The organism is Bacillus sp. NP247, assembly GCF_018966865.1.
GTDB lineage: Bacteria > Bacillota > Bacilli > Bacillales > Bacillaceae_G > Bacillus_A.
Genome location: NZ_CP076653.1, coordinates 3,348,414 through 3,369,590, shown reverse-complemented (window position 1 = coordinate 3,369,590; position 21,177 = coordinate 3,348,414). Strand labels below are relative to the sequence as shown.

At 35.3% G+C, this 21,177-nt stretch carries 19 protein-coding genes and 1 pseudogene; 4 read left to right on the top strand and 16 right to left on the bottom strand.

Annotated features, from left to right (window positions below):
- Positions 1 to 143: 143 nt before the first annotated feature.
- Positions 144 to 662: pseudogene (locus KPL75_RS27850) on the top strand (methyl-accepting chemotaxis protein); the annotation flags it as partial.
- Positions 663 to 794: 132 nt separating this feature from the next.
- A complete protein-coding gene (locus tag KPL75_RS17545; RefSeq protein ID WP_002114163.1) occupies positions 795 to 1,607 on the top strand; it encodes an undecaprenyl-diphosphate phosphatase in 813 nt (270 codons plus the stop codon).
- A gap of 160 nt (positions 1,608 to 1,767) precedes the next feature.
- On the opposite strand, the gene KPL75_RS17540 is transcribed toward KPL75_RS17545, so the two are convergent.
- Complete coding sequence (locus tag KPL75_RS17540) at positions 1,768 to 1,971, bottom strand: hypothetical protein (protein WP_219917154.1); 204 nt, start codon at positions 1,969 to 1,971, stop codon at positions 1,768 to 1,770.
- A 171-nt stretch (positions 1,972 to 2,142) separates the two neighbouring features.
- On the opposite strand from KPL75_RS17540, the gene KPL75_RS17535 reads away from it, so the two are divergent.
- Entirely contained in the window at positions 2,143 to 3,294 is a 1,152-nt protein-coding gene (locus tag KPL75_RS17535) for a VanZ family protein (protein ID WP_219917153.1), read from the top strand.
- 7 nt (positions 3,295 to 3,301) lie between these two features.
- On the opposite strand, the gene KPL75_RS17530 is transcribed toward KPL75_RS17535, so the two are convergent.
- The 6 genes from KPL75_RS17530 to bdhA form a co-directional block, all read right to left on the bottom strand.
- On the bottom strand, positions 3,302 to 4,615 hold the full coding sequence (locus KPL75_RS17530; RefSeq protein ID WP_219917152.1) for a D-arabinono-1,4-lactone oxidase: 1,314 nt from the start codon (positions 4,613 to 4,615) through the stop codon (positions 3,302 to 3,304).
- Positions 4,603 to 5,775: an amino acid deaminase/aldolase gene (locus tag KPL75_RS17525; protein ID WP_219917151.1), complete on the bottom strand. Its 1,173-nt coding sequence runs from the start codon at positions 5,773 to 5,775 to the stop codon at positions 4,603 to 4,605. Before KPL75_RS17525 ends, KPL75_RS17530 begins: the two co-directional genes overlap by 13 nt.
- Before the next feature lie 109 nt (positions 5,776 to 5,884).
- On the bottom strand, positions 5,885 to 6,886 hold the full coding sequence (gene sph / locus KPL75_RS17520) for a sphingomyelinase C (protein WP_219917150.1): 1,002 nt from the start codon (positions 6,884 to 6,886) through the stop codon (positions 5,885 to 5,887).
- Positions 6,887 to 6,962: 76 nt separating this feature from the next.
- A complete protein-coding gene (gene cerA, locus KPL75_RS17515) occupies positions 6,963 to 7,814 on the bottom strand; it encodes a phospholipase C (protein ID WP_215574408.1) in 852 nt (283 codons plus the stop codon).
- A 421-nt stretch (positions 7,815 to 8,235) separates the two neighbouring features.
- A complete protein-coding gene (locus tag KPL75_RS17510) occupies positions 8,236 to 9,114 on the bottom strand; it encodes a hypothetical protein (RefSeq protein WP_219917149.1) in 879 nt (292 codons plus the stop codon).
- A 282-nt stretch (positions 9,115 to 9,396) separates the two neighbouring features.
- Positions 9,397 to 10,449 (bottom strand): (R,R)-butanediol dehydrogenase, encoded by a 1,053-nt coding sequence (gene bdhA / locus KPL75_RS17505; protein ID WP_061689177.1) that lies wholly within the window; start codon positions 10,447 to 10,449, stop codon positions 9,397 to 9,399.
- Positions 10,450 to 10,674: 225 nt separating this feature from the next.
- Here bdhA and KPL75_RS17500 point away from each other — a divergent pair, with 225 nt between their 5' ends.
- Positions 10,675 to 11,847: an MFS transporter gene (locus KPL75_RS17500; RefSeq protein WP_219917148.1), complete on the top strand. Its 1,173-nt coding sequence runs from the start codon at positions 10,675 to 10,677 to the stop codon at positions 11,845 to 11,847.
- 18 nt (positions 11,848 to 11,865) lie between these two features.
- On the opposite strand, the gene KPL75_RS17495 is transcribed toward KPL75_RS17500, so the two are convergent.
- The 9 genes from KPL75_RS17495 to rbsK all read right to left on the bottom strand — a co-directional run bounded on the left by KPL75_RS17495 (position 11,866) and on the right by rbsK (position 21,173).
- Positions 11,866 to 12,195 (bottom strand): hypothetical protein, encoded by a 330-nt coding sequence (locus tag KPL75_RS17495; RefSeq protein ID WP_219917147.1) that lies wholly within the window; start codon positions 12,193 to 12,195, stop codon positions 11,866 to 11,868.
- A 21-nt stretch (positions 12,196 to 12,216) separates the two neighbouring features.
- Positions 12,217 to 12,558, bottom strand: coding sequence for a hypothetical protein (locus tag KPL75_RS17490; RefSeq protein WP_219917146.1), 342 nt, complete (start codon positions 12,556 to 12,558; stop codon positions 12,217 to 12,219).
- A 390-nt stretch (positions 12,559 to 12,948) separates the two neighbouring features.
- Positions 12,949 to 15,348: a M6 family metalloprotease immune inhibitor InhA2 gene (inhA2, locus tag KPL75_RS17485; protein ID WP_219917145.1), complete on the bottom strand. Its 2,400-nt coding sequence runs from the start codon at positions 15,346 to 15,348 to the stop codon at positions 12,949 to 12,951.
- 470 nt (positions 15,349 to 15,818) lie between these two features.
- Positions 15,819 to 16,466 carry a fructose-6-phosphate aldolase gene (gene fsa, locus KPL75_RS17480; RefSeq protein ID WP_000667669.1) on the bottom strand — a complete coding sequence of 216 codons (648 nt, stop codon included), beginning with the start codon at positions 16,464 to 16,466 and terminating at the stop codon, positions 15,819 to 15,821.
- Positions 16,467 to 16,504: 38 nt separating this feature from the next.
- Positions 16,505 to 17,428: a ribose ABC transporter substrate-binding protein RbsB gene (gene rbsB, locus KPL75_RS17475; protein ID WP_219917144.1), complete on the bottom strand. Its 924-nt coding sequence runs from the start codon at positions 17,426 to 17,428 to the stop codon at positions 16,505 to 16,507.
- Between the two features lie 14 nt (positions 17,429 to 17,442).
- Entirely contained in the window at positions 17,443 to 18,378 is a 936-nt protein-coding gene (gene rbsC / locus KPL75_RS17470; RefSeq protein ID WP_219917143.1) for an ABC transporter permease subunit, read from the bottom strand.
- A gap of 3 nt (positions 18,379 to 18,381) precedes the next feature.
- The gene (gene rbsA / locus KPL75_RS17465; RefSeq protein ID WP_219917142.1) at positions 18,382 to 19,866 is read right to left on the bottom strand and encodes a ribose ABC transporter ATP-binding protein RbsA; all 1,485 of its coding nucleotides are present in this window, start codon (positions 19,864 to 19,866) and stop codon (positions 18,382 to 18,384) included.
- An 18-nt stretch (positions 19,867 to 19,884) separates the two neighbouring features.
- Positions 19,885 to 20,280 carry a D-ribose pyranase gene (gene rbsD / locus KPL75_RS17460; protein WP_219917141.1) on the bottom strand — a complete coding sequence of 132 codons (396 nt, stop codon included), beginning with the start codon at positions 20,278 to 20,280 and terminating at the stop codon, positions 19,885 to 19,887.
- On the bottom strand, positions 20,277 to 21,173 hold the full coding sequence (gene rbsK, locus KPL75_RS17455; protein ID WP_219917140.1) for a ribokinase: 897 nt from the start codon (positions 21,171 to 21,173) through the stop codon (positions 20,277 to 20,279). The genes rbsD and rbsK overlap by 4 nt, the downstream gene beginning before the upstream one ends.
- Positions 21,174 to 21,177 lie beyond the last annotated feature (4 nt).

Genomic DNA, 21,177 nt, shown 5'->3' with positions numbered 1-21,177 from the left:
ACTTAATTCAATCTATTGAAGAAATTATCGATTGCTCTAATGAAGGAAAAGAATCCGTTCATCGCTTACTCATTGTAATTAATAAATTAGGTGAACAATCTCAACGTACTTCTAATAGTATGAATCATTTGAGCGAACGCTCTAAAGAAATTGAACAAATTGTAGAAGTGATTCAAAACATTGCAGCACAAACAAATTTACTAGCGTTGAATGCAAGTATTGAAGCTGCACGTGCTGGAGAACATGGTAAAGGATTCGCTGTTGTTGCTAATGAAGTAAGAAAACTAGCAGAAAGCACAGCTGAAAGTACAAAAAATATCGGTAACTTAACGAAAAAAATTCAAGAAGAAATTGAAAAAGCATATGAAAATACAAAAGATAATTTACATTTAGTTGATGAAGGTGTAGAAATGAGCGCTGATACTAACGCTAGAATTGAAAATATTTTAATGATGATTCAAACATTACAAAGTGGCGCTACAAATGTTATTAAAGCTATCGAAAACCAAAAATCTTGTAATGAGGATATATTAAGAGAATTTACAAACACACAACAAATGTTCCAAAAGTTAAATACTACTATTATGAATCACATTAATGATGCTGAAAAAGTCGATGTCCAATTATCAAAAAACATTCAAGAAATAGTTGTTTCTCAGTAATGTAAAAAATCCCCTATGACGTAATAGGGGATTTTTATTATATTTCGAATATTATTTTCTTCTCAATATTCGCTCTCTCTTTTGTTATAATAAAAAAGTTGTTTCTTTCGACTAATACACAAGGAGGATGTTATGGAACAATTTTATTACATTTTGAAATATTTAATTCTGGGTCTATTCCAAGGACTAACAGAACCAATTCCGATTTCTTCAAGCGGTCACCTCGTTTTAGCACAGCATTTGCTAGGACTAAAAATAGAAGGGTTTAGCTTTGAGCTACTTGTTAATTCAGCTTCATTATTAGCTGTATTACTTATTTATAGAAATGACTTAATTCGTCTAACAAAGAATGGTCTATCTTATATATTCACAAGAGCAGAAGACGCAAAATCAGATTTCTTCTTCATTATTTACCTTGTTATTGCAACTATTCCAGCAGGTGTAATTGGAGTTTTATTTAAAGATTATATCGACCACTATTTAAAAGGTGTTAAAATGGTTGGGATTTCCCTTCTAATTACTGCTATCGGTCTTTGGATTATTCGAAACTTGCGTGGACGTAAAAATGATGGCGACCTTTCTATGAAAGATGCAATCATTATTGGTCTAGCACAAGCTTGCGCACTAATTCCTGGTATAAGCAGATCAGGTGCTACAATCGTAGCAGCAATGTTACTTGGTATGAAGCAAGAAACAGCTCTTCGCTTCTCATTCTTACTATACATTCCTGTTAGCTTAGGTGGTTTATTGTTAAGTATTACAGACATTGCAAACGATCCCAATTTAGATACATTACTTGTACCTTATATTGTTGCTTTCATCGCAACATTTGTCATGACATATATTTCATTAAAATGGTTTATGAACATTATGGCAAAAGGAAATTTAAAATATTTCTCTTTCTACTGTATTATCGTAGGTGTGCTAACTATCATTTTCTTATAAAGTGAAACTTTAATTAGCCCTCACCCATCGGGCTTTTACGGGCAGCAGGGCTCCCACCTAACTTCTTTACTCCGGCCGAATTTTGAGGTGGGAGTTTTACTGCCCACAAATAGCGGGATAAAAAACCTCTTACTGCCCCCATACAGTAAGAGGTTTTTCCTTATGCATAAACTTTCTTTTCCTGACAATACAAGCGAATAACATGTATATTTTTTTGAAATAAATCATGTGTTAAGCGAATAATAATAAAATTTCGTTTTGTATTATCATCATGAACAAAAATCTGTTCCCCCTCCTGAAAACGCCATGCACTTTCAAAAGTTGTAATATGATCCCCGCTTACCGAAAAAAGCTCATATCGCATATATAGTACCCTCTCTCAACTTATATAATCACAATATCCTTATATTAAATTTAGTATAACTTAATTTCGATAAAATTTGTAATTCTTTCTATTTCGAAATATTTTAATTTTGTTCTATACTCTTTTTAGCGCTATAATGATAAACGAATTTTTATTGAAAGGAGCTTCATTTTGACTGCATATTTATTTCCAGTAAAAACAGCATTTATTTTATTTCCTATTTTAGCAATGTTTCTCTTAATCCCTTTTTTAATATTTAATTATCGAAAATACGGTTATTTAAATAAATGGCGTTCATTTATTTTATATTCATTATTACTCTATTTATTAAATGCCTATTTTCTTGTTATTTTACCTTTGCCACAAACATATGACACATGTAGCCTACAACCGGCTAATACACAGCATATGCAACTCTCGCCATTTTATTTCGTACAAGAGATTAGTAATCATACATCAGCAATTTTGACGAAGCCAGCTACCTATTTCTATTTATTAAAGGAATCTGCGTTTTTACAAGTCGCTTTTAACGTTCTACTAACCGTTCCATTCGGTATTTACTTACGTTATTATTTCCGACGTAGTTTCTTCCAAACAGTGTGCATTTCTTTTTGCCTTTCACTGTTCTTTGAATTAACACAAGTAACTGGATTATATGGTATTTATAATTGTGCATATCGCTTATTCGATATCGACGATCTGTTTTTAAACACACTAGGCGGCGTAATCGGTTTTATCATTGCACCAATATTTACGTACTTCCTGCCAAAAACAAGCGAATTAGATAGTCATATTGATTTAGAAACGAAACCAGTCGGATTCGTTCGTCGTCTCATCGCTATGCAAATTGATTGGATTTTCTTATCTATCGTTGTACCTTTTATTAAAAACAAAGGAAACTCACTATTTATTTCTAACATCCAATCTTATACAAATGTATACGAACTCCTTTTCATTGCATGTTCAATCTTAATTTACTTTATTATCATCCCATACTTTACAAATGGAAGAACAATAGGGAAAGCGTTGCTTCGTATTTACATTAAAGGACAAGCAGAGCGTATTACACTAAAAGAATTATTCATTCGTTACGGTATATTCTATTTCATTTTAGGTGGAATCAATTATATTCTTTCTAGTAGCTCTATCTTAAATCATACAGAGCCTTTAGTATTACTAGTTATACTGTTATTCCAATTTGGAATTAACGGTCTATTTATTATTCATGTTTTATTACACGTATTCAGCCGTGATAAGTTACTATTTTACGAGCGCATTAGTCAAACAAGAAATGCGATTATACTAAAAAAAGCTGACAAATAATATTTTGTCAGCTTTTTTTCATAATCGTAAATAATTTTTCAGTGTAAGGGTTTAAAAACATTCCTGCTTCATCTAATGACTTCCTCACCTCTAGAAACGAATGTAATTCTGGATATATATTTTGTAATTTCTCGTACGTTAACGTATGCATTTTCCCCCAATGTGGGCGACCTTCATACTTTAGAAAAATCTTCTCCACTTCACCAAAATAAGCAGCATACGTCATACCTTTATACATATGAACAGCAATATACGCTGAATCTCTTCCATACGCTGGGCTGAGCCATATATCATCACCTTTCACATAACGGCATTCAATCGGGAAGTGTACCTTATACTTTTTCTTTTCTATAAGATTTGAAATCTCTTCTACAACAGTCCTCATATACTTTGAAGGAACACTATACTCCATTTCATAAAATGGAACTGTACGTGATGTAGCGAACACTTCATAGCTTGCACCAATTATTTTCGTGTTCGGTACAGCCTTAGCTGATAATCGACTTACTCCTTTACTTATAGAAGGAAACCATTTACACCCTGTAGATAATAAAGAGAACATCCTATTTTCCAGTAACTCCACCTTTAGTTTATGCCATTTCAAATCACTTTCTTTACTCGTTGTTTCGTTTGTAAATTTCACTTGCACTTCATCTGAATAAGGAAAAACGAAAAATTCAAAATGACGATTCTTCTTATATTCTTCTAGTTTGTTCATTACAGTAGATAATGATTGTTTTTCACTTTCATAAACAAGCGAATACGCTGAGATAACCTTCAATTTTATCTTTACAATGATACCTAGCATTCCAAGCGATAACTGAAATGCTCTCCAATATTCGACGTTCTTGGTTTCTGAACAAACTATACTCTCTCCTGTAGATAAAACTGCCGTAATCTCTATAACTTGTGTTGATAAACTCCCAAAGGTAACACCCGTCCCATGAGTCCCAGTACTAATCGCTCCTGCAATAGATTGCGAATCAATATCCCCTAAATTTTCTTGCGCATAACCTTTTTCCTCAAGTAACTTCCCTAAGTCATGTAACTTTGTTCCTGCCCACACTTCAACAGTCATCTTCTCTGCATCAATATTCGCAATGCCCTTCAATTCATCTAAAGAAACTAAAATTCCCTCCGTTTGCACAAGAGGTGTAAAAGAATGCCCTGAACCAACAACACGAATTTTCTTCCCTCTTTTTCGTGCAAGCCCGACAACTTTTACTACATCTTGTATACTTTCTGGATACATCGTATAATGCGGCGTTCCTTCTACATTCCCTGTCCAATTCCTCCATTTTTGTCCCTTTATAGAAAGCATTGGCCATCCCCCCGATATGTTGAATACTCTCCAACGATTTCTCCTTTTTTAACACGATATAAAAAAGGAAAGCGCTCACATAACTCTCCAGCTTTACTATGGCGAAACAAGATAGAATCTCCTATATTCACTCGTTCTTCACCGTTATAAAAAATTGGCGTTTGTACTTCACCAGCACCTTCTAAAGCTAATAATTTTGCACCATTCGGTCTCCAAACCTCAGGCTCTTTATCTTTTCCAACTGCTCCTGAAGCAATATATCCACCACCTAGGCAAGTATAAATAAACGGGGCTGGTTTACGCACAACTGGTAAAGCAAATCCGACAGCTGGATGAAATTGTACCTCTTTATAATAATCAAACAGCTTCGGAGAATAAAAAGCAGAGCCTATTGTAATCTCTGAAACTGAATTATCTTTCTCGGTTGTTTTTATACTTCCTGTTCCTCCTCCATTTACAAACCTTAGTTCAATACCAAGGTTTTGTATTTCTTTTACGATACGTCCTCTCCTTTCTTTAACTTCTAACACTGATTTCTTTTTTAAATACGAAATCACTTTACTTTTCATCCATTGATTCGGTATATGATCCCCCACCCCGGCAATTTGAGCTTCATATCCCATTACACCATCTAGTATTAAATATGATGAACCCTTCACCTTTTCTACTATTTTCAAAGCGCCCTGTACATCTTTTACCGGAGATCTTTTTACACCAAAATGAAATTGAAAAAAACGACTACTCATATCGATATCTAAACAAACACGAAAACAGCCTTTAGACTTCTCAGCAATTTTTTCTAAATAAACAATATGGTCTTCACAATCCACCATACAAGTTATGATGTGTCCTTGCTTTGTTAGCAAACTAATTTCATATAAAGCTCTTTCATCATAAGCAGGATATCCGAGCAATAAATCATTAAACCCTTGTTCAATTAAAAACAAAACCTCTCTAGGTGAAAAACACATAATCCCTTGAAATCGATCACTTGCAGCTAAAATCTTTTGCATAATCGGAACAGAACGTAACGATTTACTTGCTATACGAATCTTCTTATTTCCACTTAACTCTATAATCGATTGAATATTTCTATCTAAAGCCACTTCATCCAAAAATGCACACGGTAATGGAACTTCTTTAAAAATTCCTCGATCCACATTTTTCGCTCCTCTTCTCTATATGTCTTATACATATTGGAAAGAAAGTTTAAATTTCCTCTTATAAAATAAAAAAGTTTCTTCATATTAAGAAGAAACTTTTTTAGGCCTACTTCATAGAAATAGTTGCCTCTACTGGATAATGATCAGAGTAATCATTATACGTATATTTTTTGAGCCATGATGTAACAGTCCATTGTGGAGATTTCGGCTGTAACACTTTATTTTCTATATACGATGGATTCGCATGATCCTTACTTGCAATAATATAATCTAAATACTCAGCCGGGCTATCGGGGAAATTGTATTTTGCAATACTGTTTGTCGTCGCATCCCAAGTCGCTGTATGTCCAGTATAAGATGGAATAGAAGCATGTAATGTTTTAAACATGGATGCATACTCTGAATCACTATTGTTCTCAGCATTTATTTTATTCACGTTCATATCCCCACCAATTAACACATACTCGTTATTTGGTATATTTTTATTTTGAATAAACTCTTGCATTTCTTGTAGCTGTTTCGTACGTACAGATGCAGGTGAAGTTTTTCCGCACATACTATCTTCAGCCTGTAAATGCGTCCCAATTACATGAACGAAACTATCATTTTTCTTAATTTTTGTGTATACAAATCCTTTATTTGATAAGTTATCTGGTCCGCATCCTTTTTCAAATACATATTGAATCTTTTCAACGATTGGCCATTTACTCACGATCGCAACACCCCCATCTTCAGGAGTCGAAGATGAATAGTTCCCTAATGTTTTATCCCATTCATTTCCACTACTACGACCTAATACCGCCGTTTGATTTGGATATTCTCTCTTCAAATTTCCTAACAAACGATCTGAGGCACTATTATCAAACACTTCATTTAATATAACAACGTCCTGATTCTTTATATAATCTGCCGCTCCAATTAAATCAGCACGCTCATTTTGTCCCCAGTTCGGATATAAGTTTGTTGATAGCATGTACACATTATGCGTCATCACTTTTAATGTATTATTTTGATTTACAGACGTTTCTGCTTGAGCCGAAGATCCGCTATATAAAGCTCCTAAACCAATCCCAAAACTGAGTGCGCCTTTTAGCAATTTACCTTTCACGTTTCATACCTCCATGTACTGTATAGTGATAAAAAGGCCAAATACTCTATTCTGAGATTTGACCTTTTTCAAATACTTAACGATTTCCGTACGTATCAAACCAAAGCTGGATGTATCCAGCAGTAACACGTTGTGCATCCATTAAACGCTTACCTGTCATTGGTGTAACTTCAGCGCGCCATTTATCTGCGTAGTCTTGTGATACAGCTGCTTTTACGAACCAATCTGTCGTATTATCATTTACAATACCAGAGTAATCTTGTTTCGCAGCTACTGCCGCTCCGTGAATCCAATCTTCTGGATTTGTACCTTTCCAGTTCCAATATCCATCTCCATCCGTTACTTTATAATTATCTTTTATCGTATCTACAAAGTTTTCATATTTAGAATGGAATCCTTGTGGATACGAAAGATTTGTAAAGTTTGCCGCATGCATCGGTTGATTTACATCTCCTAAATAATGAAGAGATAATCCTAAATAGAAGAATGCTTGTTTCATATCTTTATTTTTGTATGACTCACCAGCTAGTTTGAAATATTTAGCACCTGTTTCCTTTGCCTGCTTTGCAAATGGAATATAAGTCTTCCCATTGTCTGGGTCATAGAAGTGTGAAGCAAATGTGCTATTATCATAATAAGGATTTTCATAGTCAGCAGCATAAATACCGTTCTCTAACTCCGTACGCCATTCATTTAATAGTGCAACTTGATCTTGTTTTACAAGTGTCGTATTACGAGACATAATATCCATTGCACGGTTTACAATCCATAAATGAGAGTTTACACCTTCTTTATGTTTATCTTCAGCAGACCAGCGTGGAATAACTCCAACTCTCTGTCCTCCATCGTTTTCATGAGCAAACGCAACGCTTTGTAATGGCGCTACTAACGTAATAGCTGCTGCTAAAGCAAGAACTTTCTTTTTCATATAAAATCCTCCATTTTATAATTGAATTATTGTTCATATTTTGTTAGGATCCTATGATGTCTTCCGGTTAACCTATGACTAGAATATCCCACCTTTCACAAAATTTCTATCAATAAATTAAAATATGCAAATGTTCATATTACTATAACTTTATACATAGTGAACGTAATGAATGAATACACTTACATTTTAATAAAGTATTGTTAAGCTACTACAAATACTTGTCTAAATTAATGTAAAAAAAGAGTAAAGCGATTACATACTTTACTCTTTTAAAAGTATAAAAAGGTTACCCCATTCATAAAAACCTATATTCATTAAGATATATAAATTCACTTTATATCCACCACTAATGTAAACAAAAAAGCTCTCGATACCATTCGAAAGCTCTTTGTTAAAAATTCTCCTCTATAAATTGTTATCATATCCCCAATATTTTACTTACCACCTGAAGAAGTACTTCATTTGCTGTATTTCGAAAAAGCTCTGTTGAAAATTCTTTACATTTTTTTCTAATAGTTGATTCAAAAAGCTCTCTATCTTCCGCCTTACTAGCATGAAGAGCTTCAATACTGGCTTCTTTTACATCAGAATCAATTTTAATAGCTTCTATTACTTTTTCAAACTCTGAACCAAGTTCTTTCCAGTTATAATTATCTACTTTATTAGTTTTAAGGTTATTATTATTACCAAAAATTGCTCCATTTATTGAAGAATCTTTAATATCTCGAATTTTCACAGAATTATCTTCATTTCCCTTATTAAAGCTATCTTCATTATACGAGTTCACATTAACTCCCTCTTGAATGGTAGTATCAATAACATTATTGTCCCCATTCACCTTGTAATCATTTCCATAAACTATTTTCTGCTCTTCTATATTTACTATATATTCCACGTTTTTATTATTAAAAGAGTTTTCTACAATAAACTTAGCCTTTTCTAGAAAAGATTTATCTGAAAAGTAAATTCGATAGTACTGACCTGAATTCATTTGAAAATTCAAATACAAATTATTACTTAAATATGATTTATAAACCGACCAAATATATATCCCCGATCCGATTCCTCCAATGAATCCAACCACTGGAGTTTGAAACATAAAAAAACAAGATATTAAAAAAACAACTATCGCAACATAGGGGATTTTTAATTTCTTTTTACCTGCGTATACAACTGCTATATTACTTAAATGTAAAGTAATATCATTAAACTTCAAAATATTATTCTTAATTATAATTGCCTCAGTAACAATTTCTTTATCATCTGAAGCTATTAAAGTTGAAAAACTTTTCTCCATATTAATTCACTCACTCCTAAAATAATACTTCCATCTCTAACAATAAAAAAACCATTCTAATATTAAAACCTTTTATATTAATATTAAAATACAAATAGATTTATATCAATATTTTAATATATTTTTCTAAAATTATTTATATCTATGATAAAAATAAAGCAATACTTACCTTCTTTTTTCCTAATTAAAAAACTGCGTCACAGGAAAAGTTAACATTTTTCAACAGATAAAAAAGTAGCCCTTTTCTATTTCTAGAAAAGGGCTACTTTCTTCTATTATATATTATTTAGGTGAAACAAGAATTTTCACTTGTGTTTTATCTTTTACAAGTGCTTCAAATCCTTCTTCAACAACTTGGTCCACTGTGATTTTTTTCGTAATTAATTTCTCTGCTTGAATTTGACCAGAGCTAATTAATTTAATAACAGCTGGGAAGATGTGACGGTATCCAAGAATACCGATAACCTCTTTTTCTTTTAATACAAGGTTGTTCGGAGTAATTGTCGCATCTTTTTCCCACACACTAACAATTACAGTTTGGCCTTCAAAGCTTGTACTTTCAATTGCTTGACGAAGTACAACTTCAACACCTGTTACTTCAAAGCTAACATTTACACCTAAACCATTTGTTAAGTTACGAATTTCTGCTAGTACATCTTGAGTTGCTGGATTTAATACGTAATCCGCACCTGCTAATTTAGCTAGCTCTTGACGTTCTTTAGAAAGTTCCACTGCGATAACAGGAGTTGCTCCTGCTGCTTTAGCTGCTTGGATGACAAGAAGGCCAATTGGACCACAACCAAATACTGCTACAGCTTCACCCTCTTTTAATTTACTTTGACGTACTGCATGAACTGCTACTGCTGCTGGTTCTACAAGTGCACCTTGTTCATACGTCATTTCATCCGGAATATGATGAACCATACCTTCTGGTACTACTGTATATTCAGAGAAACCACCGCCATCTCCACCAAGACCGTGGAAAACAAGTTGTTCACAAACATTGTAATGTCCATGTTTACAAGCCTCACATTTACCACAAGAATAAATTGGTTCTACAACAACGCGGTCTCCCACTTTATGAGATGTAACGCCTTCACCGATTTCTACTACCTCACCGCTAAACTCATGACCTAAAATAACTGGTGCTTTCACATGTGTTAATGGATGCTCTTCTGTTGGAATAAAAATTGGTCCTGCTAAATATTCATGCAAGTCTGTCCCGCAGATACCACACCATTTAACTTTAATTTTCACTGCTCCTGGTCGTACAGTTGGTTCTGGTACTTCTTCTACTCGTACATCACGTTGATTATGCCAAAGTAATGCTTTCATTTTAAACATCCCTCTCTATGTATATACTTAACCTGGTGAAGTTTACAAATCTATTATAATACTTCTATCCATATATTTCAAAAAAACAATCTCATTCCCACTAAATTTTAACAAATAACGTTCAATATTTTGTCACTTTGTACTTTTTTCCACATCTGTTAATTCAATTTCATTGCAGTTGAAATTAGCATTATGCCATAATAGCATAGGAGAGGTGAATATCGCTTGAAATATTTTATTTACTTTATTGTTATCGTAGCGTTTTTAGATACATTTTCACAATTACCTATTATGAGTACTTTCGCTCAAAGCCTTGGAGGAACTCCTCTTGTTATCGGGCTAGTTGTCGGTATGTACTCATTCGCTAATATGATCGGTAATATTATTGCCGGAGCCGCTGTCGATAAATTTGGTGCAAAAAAAATCCTTTATATAAGCATGGGAATTACGAGTTTCATAGTCTTGTTATACACCGTTGTTCAAAGTGGTGAACAACTATTAGTTGTGCGCTTTATGCACGGTTTTAGTGACGGATTTTTAATTCCTGCTGCCTTTACATTTTTATCAAAGCAAACAAATTCAGCAAAGCAAGGTAAGGCAATGGCTCTATCTGGTGCTGCGGTTGGAACAGCGGCAATCGTAGGACCTGCTTTTAGTGGCATTATGAAAGCAACAGCTGGTATAGAGTGGGTGTTCATTACCATTTCTATTTTAATGGTCCTTGGTACAATCGTATCCCTATTCTTCTTACCAAATAACGTATCAAGAAAAGATACATCAAGAACTCAAATGATGAACAAAGAAGATATGATCAAACTATTGAGATCTGAACCATTATTACAAGCATATATTGGTGCTTTCACACTAATGTTTTCACAAGGAATTGTCACGTATATGTTACCAGTAAAAGTTGAGGCGTTAGCACTTAAAGCATCTACAACAGGCATGATGTTAAGTGTATTCGGAATTACCGCTATCCTCTTCTTCTTACTTCCAACAAATCGCATTTACGATCGATTTAATCGTTCAAAACTAATGCTAATCGGGATTGCAGTAATGGCACTAGCGTTATCTTTACTCGGATTATTTGCAACAAAAGGCATGCTCTTTATCGTTATGATGATTTATGGAATTGGATTCGCTATCCTCTTCCCAGCAATTAATGCTTTACTTGTTGAAAATACGACAGATGGTAACCGAGGGAAAGCATTCGGATTGTTTTATGCATTCTTCTCGTTAGGAGTTGTTGCTGGATCCTTTACAGTTGGAGCAATCGGGGCATCACCTAGCGCTAGCTTCGTTATCGGAACTGCATTCTTAGTAGCATTTGCTGGAATGATTTATGTCAGAAGCAAAGTAAAAGGCAAAGACAAAGTAGAAAAGACAATGATAGGATAATTCCATCATTGTCTTTTTTTAAAATGCATATTGATATAACCCGTAATATAATGGCAGCGTTGGAATAATACCGATTAATTTGAATATAAAAGGTAGCTGGTCATCCTTCTCTTCATATAAACGTAAAACAAAAACTGCAGTTAAAGTCCAAATGATGCTAAACACAAAGATGCATTGCCAAACGATCGGCGTCAATATTTGTACATCAAAAACAAATCCAAATAGTCCTATCCATGTAATAATAGACACTACAAAATCAAACTTTTGAATCGGTGTTTGAAACATCCCTCTTACTAACGAAGTAATAGCTAATATCGCTACAATTACTAAATAAATTTTCCACAACATAATGATAATCTCCTATTCAATTCAACTTTTAACTTTCAACAAACCATATTTAATGAATAATATGGCATTATATTTTTCATAGAAATAATACAACGGATAACAAAATAAGAAGAAAATAAGTACGGTTGGTACATTGTCTATAATAGAAAAATGTTTTCCTAGCAATTCTTTAATGCTCTCACCAATAATAATAAACAGTGGGATTATACAAATTGCCGCTAATATTAAACATGGCGTTATCCTTATTTCTTTCAGCTTCACCTTACAATGTGGACACCTTAATGAGAAAAGATGTGGGATGTCGATAATATGTTGTGCAGTAATATTTCCTTCACACTGTGGGCATGCAATTGTTTCTTTCATTTATAACTCCTCCTTTCTACTCACAAAAAAAAGCTCTATCGAATAGAGCTTCTTTTTCGCCTAATATATATTACTTTTGCATATAACCAAGTAATACTGTAAATACACTTATGTATAAAAGCAATACTACTTTCTCCCTTTAAAAAAGAAACTAAATAAATACTGACGATACTTCGACAATTTCCTCGGAAATATTTCCTTTCCCCACATAATTTGATACACTATAAATGAATCAACAGTTGTATTACATGAGATAAAATAATAACTTACTGTACAAATAAAAAAGCACATTCTTCATATGAAGAATGTGCTTTTATTTTATCTCGATTGGTGTGGGCTAATAATCAGTGAGGGATGGAAAAATCCCCCGCTGATTAAAGTTTCACTTTATTAACGTCTAATCCAAACAGCACCTGCAGACTTATCATCTGCTTGTCCAACAACTTGGAATTTAAGTCCAAGGTTTGGAACTTTTCGTCCCGCATCAGCAATTTGTTTATTACTGTATACTTTTGAATCATCAAACGTTGTAACACCTTGTAATCCAGTATAGTTAAACTGTCCGCGTGTTAATGAATTTACACTCCATGCTGGCGTTTGATCAAATGAAAATGCAGCGTCTGCAATTTGCATGCCTGTATTACCGTACGCTGGTTTCCCATTCAAATTACCAACAAGTGCTTCTGGATGAGAGTCTACAACACCAAGGAATCCTTCACCTGGATGCACCCCCACCCAGTTATCTTTGAAACTATCATCTGCATACCAAACGACAAGACCAGTATTATACACCGGACCTCTTCCCGCTTTTAATCCATTATCTGATCCAGCATAATTTCTCCACTCTAAATAATAATAATGAGGTTTCTTTTCTGTCCCATCAGAAACAACGAATCCATTTAACTTCATTTCCGATTGTCCTTCTACATCATCTGAAAATACTACTTGTCCATCAACCGTTACATTTACATTATCCATTGCGAAACCTTTATATGTTAAGGCTGGATCTGTAATATAGTCGAATTGTAGTTTAACTTTCTTCCCTTTGAACTGACTTAAATCGTATGATTTATCAATCCATTTCCCATCTGTTGTATCTTTATCATCTTGGACTACTTTTTCTCCAAGTCTATCAATTAATGTTTTCGTTCCATCTTCAGTTACAGCATGTACTTCGATGAAATCGCACTCTGCTTCTAACTCATAATTTGCTTTATAATCGAACTTTGCATTTGTTCCCTTCGTTAAATCAAAGAACGGTGTTTCTAATGTCGTATGCATATCATCGCCTCTTGTACTATAATATGCATGCTTTCCAAACTCAGGTTTAATCGTTTCAACACTCTTATCTGGTAAGTTAACACGTACAACACCCGGACGATTTGATTTCGTAACACTTTGATCAATATATGTAGGAACTCCTACACCACGCTTAACTTTATCGTAATCTACTTCTAATATTTTTGCCCAGTTGCCACCCATATTCTTTTGTAAGAAGTCTTTATTTTGCGGTGAAAAACTAGTCGGCTCTGTTCCTGCAATTTTTCCTGTCCAACTGCCTCCACTCATTAATGACCAAGCTTCAACAGGCGATCCGGCTCCAGTATATTTCGTATCATATTCATCCGGTAAACCAAGGTCATGTCCAAATTCATGTGCAAACACACCTACAGCGCCATCTTCTGGTTCAATTGTGTAATCATGCGCTGCTACTTTTCCACCAAAGTAATCTACCTTTGATTTTGTCCCTTCAATCGCTACTGGATCTGTAGCTAATTTTGAGCGATGTGACCAAATTGCATCATCACCTAATTTACCGCCACCAGCTTCTTGACCAACACCAGAATGAATTACCATTAAATGATCAATTACACCGTCAGGTTCATTTTGATTCCCATCGCCATTTGTATCATATCTATCGAATTGATCAAACTGAGATAAGTCTAATCCTTTCTCAGCAGCTGCATGTAAAGCTTCCTTCACTAAATCACGTGCACCTTTTGGACCTTTATTATCGTGACCACTACTACCATCAGCTCCATAATCAGATGCTTTTCCTGGAACAGTTAGCCACTCCGTTACATATCCGTCTGTCGTATAACTACCGCCAGACTGCTCTTCATAATATTGTTTAAATGTTTTTACTTTCGAACCATCAAATAATGTATAAGGCTCATTACCAAACAACATCTTTTGATAATGTTCTCTACTAAAGTCTTTCGAATACATATAACCTGGTGTTTGATCAATATTATTATGTTTATAATCACTAAATTCAACGAGTAGCACTAATACTTTATCAGATCGAACAGATCCCTTATATGGAGCTTGCTTTGCCTTGGAAGTTGGAACTTGCCCATTCAATTGCTTTTTATTTGGTTCCGGCTTTTGCTCAGGGCTAACATTTTTTTCAGCTTTCTTTACGTTCTCCTTTTCTTCCATCTTTTTCTCTTTTACCTTTTTCACGAAATCAGATGCTTCTTTTGCCGTATCCTCTGGAAGAATTTCTTTATTTGCTTGATCTCCTTGCTTCTTTTCAATATACTGCTCGACAGCTTTTTTCGTCTCTTCTTTAGAAGATGCTGGATTAATTGTTCCTCTTTCTTTCAATGCTTCCGCTAAACGATCTTCTTGAATTAAATTGTAATCAATTGGTGTTGTAGACACATTATCTTTTTCTTTCGCTGGCGTTTCTGCGTATACTAACGGAGCACTCATTACAGATGTACATCCGATAATTGCCGCAATTGCTAACGTTGATAGTACTTTAAATGGAGCTTTTCTTTTCATCCTCTGTCTCTCCTTTTATAAAACTTAAAATTCAGATAAATAAGTGCGTTTAAATCGAAATCCCCGCTTTCTGCCCTCCCTATATAAAAAGGCATAATTCTATAAACGTTAAGCTTTCTGTTATAGAATCATGCCCTCCAGTTTTCTGGTCAGACCCTCTATCTTTTTATCCAAATATTCGCCGGGCAGTAAGACTCCCACCTCAAAATTCGGCGAACGCGAGGAAGTTAGTTGGGAGATAACTGCCCATAAAAGCCCGATTGGTGAGGGCTAATAATCCAGTGAGGGATGGACAAAACCCCCACTGATTAAAGTTTCACTTTATATCGAAATATAAAAAATAAAGAGTGATTTGTATATATTAAATAGCTTATATTAAAAATTTAAAAGACAATATGCAAAATTGCATGAAAATTCCTTCAAATAAAAAAAGAACCCTAGTCAATTAAACTAGGATTCTCGATTTCATATTATTTCTCTTGTGTTTTTTCCCAATCAGCTAAGAATTTCTCAATTCCTTGATCTGTTAATGGGTGCTTCACTAATGAAGCAATTACGTTTGCTGGGATTGTTGCAATATGTGAACCATTTAATGCTGCTTCTGTTACGTGAACACTGTGGCGTACAGATGCTGCAATGATTTCTGTTTCAATGCCGTGAATTGCAAAGATTTCTGCGATTTGGCGGATTAAGTCCATACCGTTATGACCGATATCATCTAGGCGACCTAAGAACGGTGAAACGTATGTCGCACCAGCGCGAGCTGCAAGCAATGCTTGAACTGCTGAGAATACTAATGTAACATTTGTACGAATTCCTAAATCTGAGAATGCTTTTACTGCTTTTAAACCTTCTGTTGTCATTGGAACTTTTACGACTACATTTGGAGCGATTTTTGCTAATTCTTTTCCTTCTTCAATCATTTTATCAGCTTCTAAACTAATTACTTCTGCGCTTACAGGTCCTTCAATAAAGCTGCAAATTTCACGAATACGCTCATGGAAATCTACGCCTTCTTTTGCTACAAGTGATGGATTTGTCGTTACTCCAGCTACTACACCTAATGCATTTGCCTCTTTAATTTCGTTAATGTTTGCTGTATCAATAAAAAATTTCATTTGTTATTCTTCCTTCCTAATTTTCAATTTATATTTATTTATTTTTTCTTAATAAGCTCTAATTCAATCGGAATAAATTTGTCCACTTTTTTACCTTGTGTTATTTCTTTTGCTGTTTCCATCGCCTTCTCTCCGATTAATTCCGGTTTTTGAGCGACTGTTGCTGCCATGCGCCCATCTTTAACCGCTTTTACAGCATCGTCCGTTGCATCAAACCCAACAACGACTACATCCGTTTTACCAGCAGATTTCAATGCCTCAAGTGCACCTAATGCCATTTCATCGTTATGAGCAAACACTGCTTTTATATCGCTATTCGCTTGCAAAATATTTTCCATAACGGATAATCCTTTTGCACGATCGAAATCAGCTGCTTGTTTTGCTACTACTTTTAAAGACTTATCAGCTACGTTATGGAATCCTTTCCCACGCTCACGAGCAGCAGACGATCCAGGGATTCCTTCTAACTCAGCGACATTTGTTCCTTCGCCAACTAATTCACGAATGTAATCACTAGCCATTTGACCACCTTCAACATTGTTGGAAGCTATGTGAGAAACAACTTTACCTGAATTTGCAACTCGGTCTACTGTAATAACAGGAACATTGGCTGCATTGGCTGCACTTACCGCTGAAGCAACAGCATCTGAGTCGGTTGGATTAATAACAACTACATCGACACCTTTTTGAATTAAATCTTCAACATCGTTTGTTTGCTTCGCTGCATCATTTTGTGCATCAACAGCAATTAATTCAATGCCGCTATCTTTCGCTTTCTTTTCTGCACCTTTTTTCAACGTGACGAAAAATGGATTATTTAAAGTTGAAACAGAAAATCCAACTTTAATAGTTTTATTTCGACCTTTATCGCTAGAATCCTTTGCCCAATCTGGTGGTTCCATTGAACAGCCAGCAGTAACTACCATGATGCATGCAACGAGTATCATTAAGTATTTTTTCATGAATTGCCCCTCCATTACGCTTCTTTTCGACGATCAATTAGTACAGCTAGTAAGATTACAAGCCCTTTTACAACTTGTTGGAAGAAAGAAGATACACCTAATAAATTTAAACCGTTATTTAGTACACCAATAATAAGTACACCGATGAATGTACCAACAATCCATCCTCTTCCGCCAGAAAGACTCGTTCCTCCTAACACAACTGCTGCAATTGCATCTAATTCGTAAGAAGTACCGGCAGTCGGCTGTGCAGAATCTAATCTTGATGTTAAGACAATACCTGCAAGCGCTGCCAAAATTCCGGAAAGACCGTAAATCATTACTTTAATTCTCGTAACATTAATACCTGATAAAGCTGCCGCTTCTTCATTTCCACCAATCGCAAACGTACGGCGACCAAACGTTGTTTTCTTTAAAATAAAGTACAGTACTGCAAAAGCGAGCATCATTGTAACGGCTGGCACAGGAATACCAAGGAAATAACCACGGCCAAACATTTGGAACATTAAATGATCACCAAGACCAGTGATCGGACGTCCGTCCATATAAACAAGCGTCAACCCGCGAAAAATAGTCATTGTTGCTAAAGTCGCAATAAACGGAGCTACTTTTCCCTTCGCAATAATGATACCGTTTATAATCCCCATTACAAGACCTGCTAATAATCCAACTGCCATTGCAAGGAACGGATCCATGCCACTTGCCATCATTCCAGCAACAAGTGCACTTGATAATGCTAAAATAGAACCTACCGATAAGTCAATACCCCCTGTTAAAATAACGAAGGTCATTCCAAATGCAATGAGTGCATTAATCGATACTTGGCGCAGTATATTAAATAAATTTGGAATTTCAATAAATGCTGGATTTAAAGCTGTAATTACTACGATAATTAATACTAATCCAATTAAAGAACCAAGTTGTTGTAATACATTCCCCTTCTTAGCCATATCTTACTCTCCCCCTGTAGCTAGTGCCATAATAGACTCTTGCGATGCCTGATCTTTCTCTAAAATACCACCGATTTTCCCTTCATGAATGACGAGAACACGATCACTCATTCCTAAAACTTCTGGAAGCTCAGACGATACCATAATAACGGCATCTCCTTGCTCGGTAAGCTTATTCATAATAGAGTAAATTTCTTTTTTAGCCCCAACATCTACACCTCTTGTTGGTTCATCTAAAATGAGTAACTGCGGATGAATACCTAGCCATTTTGCAATTACAATCTTTTGCTGATTTCCACCAGAAAGAGATTTCACCGCTTGCTCTCCGTTTGCTGCTTTCACATTAAGAAGCTTCATCATATCCTCTGTAAATTGACGTTCTAAACCTTTATTAACAACGCTTCCCCTCGAAAGACTGCCTAAATTTGGTAAAGATAAATTTTCACGAATCGAAAAATCTAACACAAGCCCTTCAGATTTTCTATCCTCTGTAATAAAAGCAATTCGTTGTCTAATCGCATCAATTGGACTATCAATTTTCACTTCTTGTCCATTCATAAAAATTTGCCCTGAATCGAGCGGTTCATATCCAAATATCGCTTTCATAATATCCGTACGACCGGCTCCCATCAAGCCCGCAACACCCAGGATTTCACCTTTCCTAACTTGAAACGAAACATTTTCAAATTTTCCTTTTTTCGTTCCGTTACGCATTTCAAAAATCACTTCGCCAATTGGACTATTTCGTTCTGGATAACGTTCACCAATACTGCGGCCCACCATCATGCTAACTACTTCATCAAATGAAGTTTCTGGAATTAATTTTTCCCCTACGTATTCTCCATCACGCAAAATCGTAATGGCATCACATATTGAAAAAATTTCTTCCATCCGGTGTGAAATATAAACGAACGAAACGCCCTCTTTACGCAATTTATTAATAACAATAAACAGCGTTTCAATTTCGCGATCTGTTAATGCTGCTGTAGGTTCATCCATAATAATAACGCTCGCATTTGTCATTAATGCTTTAGCAATTTCAATAATTTGCTGTTGTCCAACTGATAATTCACCTGCTAGCATAGCACCTCTCACATGTAGACCAAGATCTGCTAATTGCTGCTGGGCAATCGCATTCATTTGACGCGTACGTAAAATGCCCGTTTTCCCATACATTAACTCTTTTCCAAGAAACATATTTTCAGCTACCGTTAAATTCGGTAATATGTTCAACTCTTGATGGATAAATGCAATACCGTACTCTTCCGCTTCTTTCGCATTTTTAAAAGTTCGTTCTTGTCCATCAATTGTGACTGTTCCACTGTCTTTTTTATATACACCTGTTAAAATCTTCATGAGCGTCGATTTCCCCGCCCCATTTTCCCCCATCAATGCATGGACTTCTCCTGTTTCAATCATAAACTGTGCGTTTTTTAGAACAGGATTACCACTGAACGCTTTTGAAATGTTCTTCATTTCAATATGCATTCTCATCACATCCCTTTATTAAAAAATAACGCCTGCATGTAAAATAACATTCGCATAAGGCGTTGCTTCTCCTGTACGAATAATCGCCTTCGCTCTCTTTGTATACTCTTTAAATTCCTTATGAGACACATATTCAAATGCTGGCTCTATTAAACGCATCTCAACTTCTTTATTTACCACCGGATTATTCATAATGACTTCTTCTGCTAACGTCACTTTCTCAATTGCCATATCATCAGCAACTACTTGTAATACGTCTAAAAAGCTAGGCTTTCCAATTTCAACTGCTAAATCAATTCGTTTTACTCCATCAGGAATAGGTAACCCGCAATCAGCAATTACAATCGTATCTGTATGTCCAAGTGAAGCAAGGACTGCCGCAATTTCACTATTTAATACACCGTGCTTTTTCATCCAACAATCACCTGCACTTCACGTACTCTATCTCTCGTTGGCATACCGCCCTGTGCCCCAAGTTTCGTTACAGAAAGACCACCAGCAATATTTGCGAAACGAATAGCTTTTTGAAGTGTTTCTCCTTCAGAAAGCGCAACTGCTAGCGCCCCGTTAAATGTATCACCAGCTCCAGTCGTATCTACTACATCTACGGCAATACTTGAAACTTGAACAACTTCCGTTCCGTTATGGAAACGAACACCATTAGATCCTTCAGTCATCAATAGTTTATTTGGGTATTTTGCCAATAAATCCTCGATTGGTGACGTAAAATCATCTAATACAATGCGACATTCATGTTCATTTGGCGTAATGTACGTTGCCTTTTCTAAAATGTCTTCTGATAAAACTTGTGCTGGAGCTGGATTCAACATAACTGGAATTGTATGTTCCTCACAAATAGCCAGAACGTATTTTACTGTTTCAAGCGGAATCTCTAGTTGAAGAACAACCATATCTGCTTTTACAAGAAGGTCTTTTGAACGATCTACAATCGACTCATTTACAAGAGCATTCGCTCCTTGTACGACCACAATGCTGTTATCTTCTTCTGCTAAAACGATATGAGCGATTCCTGTCGTTCTATCTGTAACCGGTACCACATAGTCGATAAAAACGCGTTCGTTCTCTAAATTTTTTCTAACTACTGTTCCGTAATCATCATTTCCTACTGCACCAACCATCGCTACATTTGCTCCTAATCTAGCTGCAGCTACTGCTTGGTTGGCCCCTTTCCCTCCTGGAATCGTATGAAATGCTTCACCAATTACCGTTTCTCCTGCTTTCGGCCGTATTTTTGAAACAGCCACTAAGTCCATTGAAATACTACCTACTACTGCAATATTTGGCATCTGT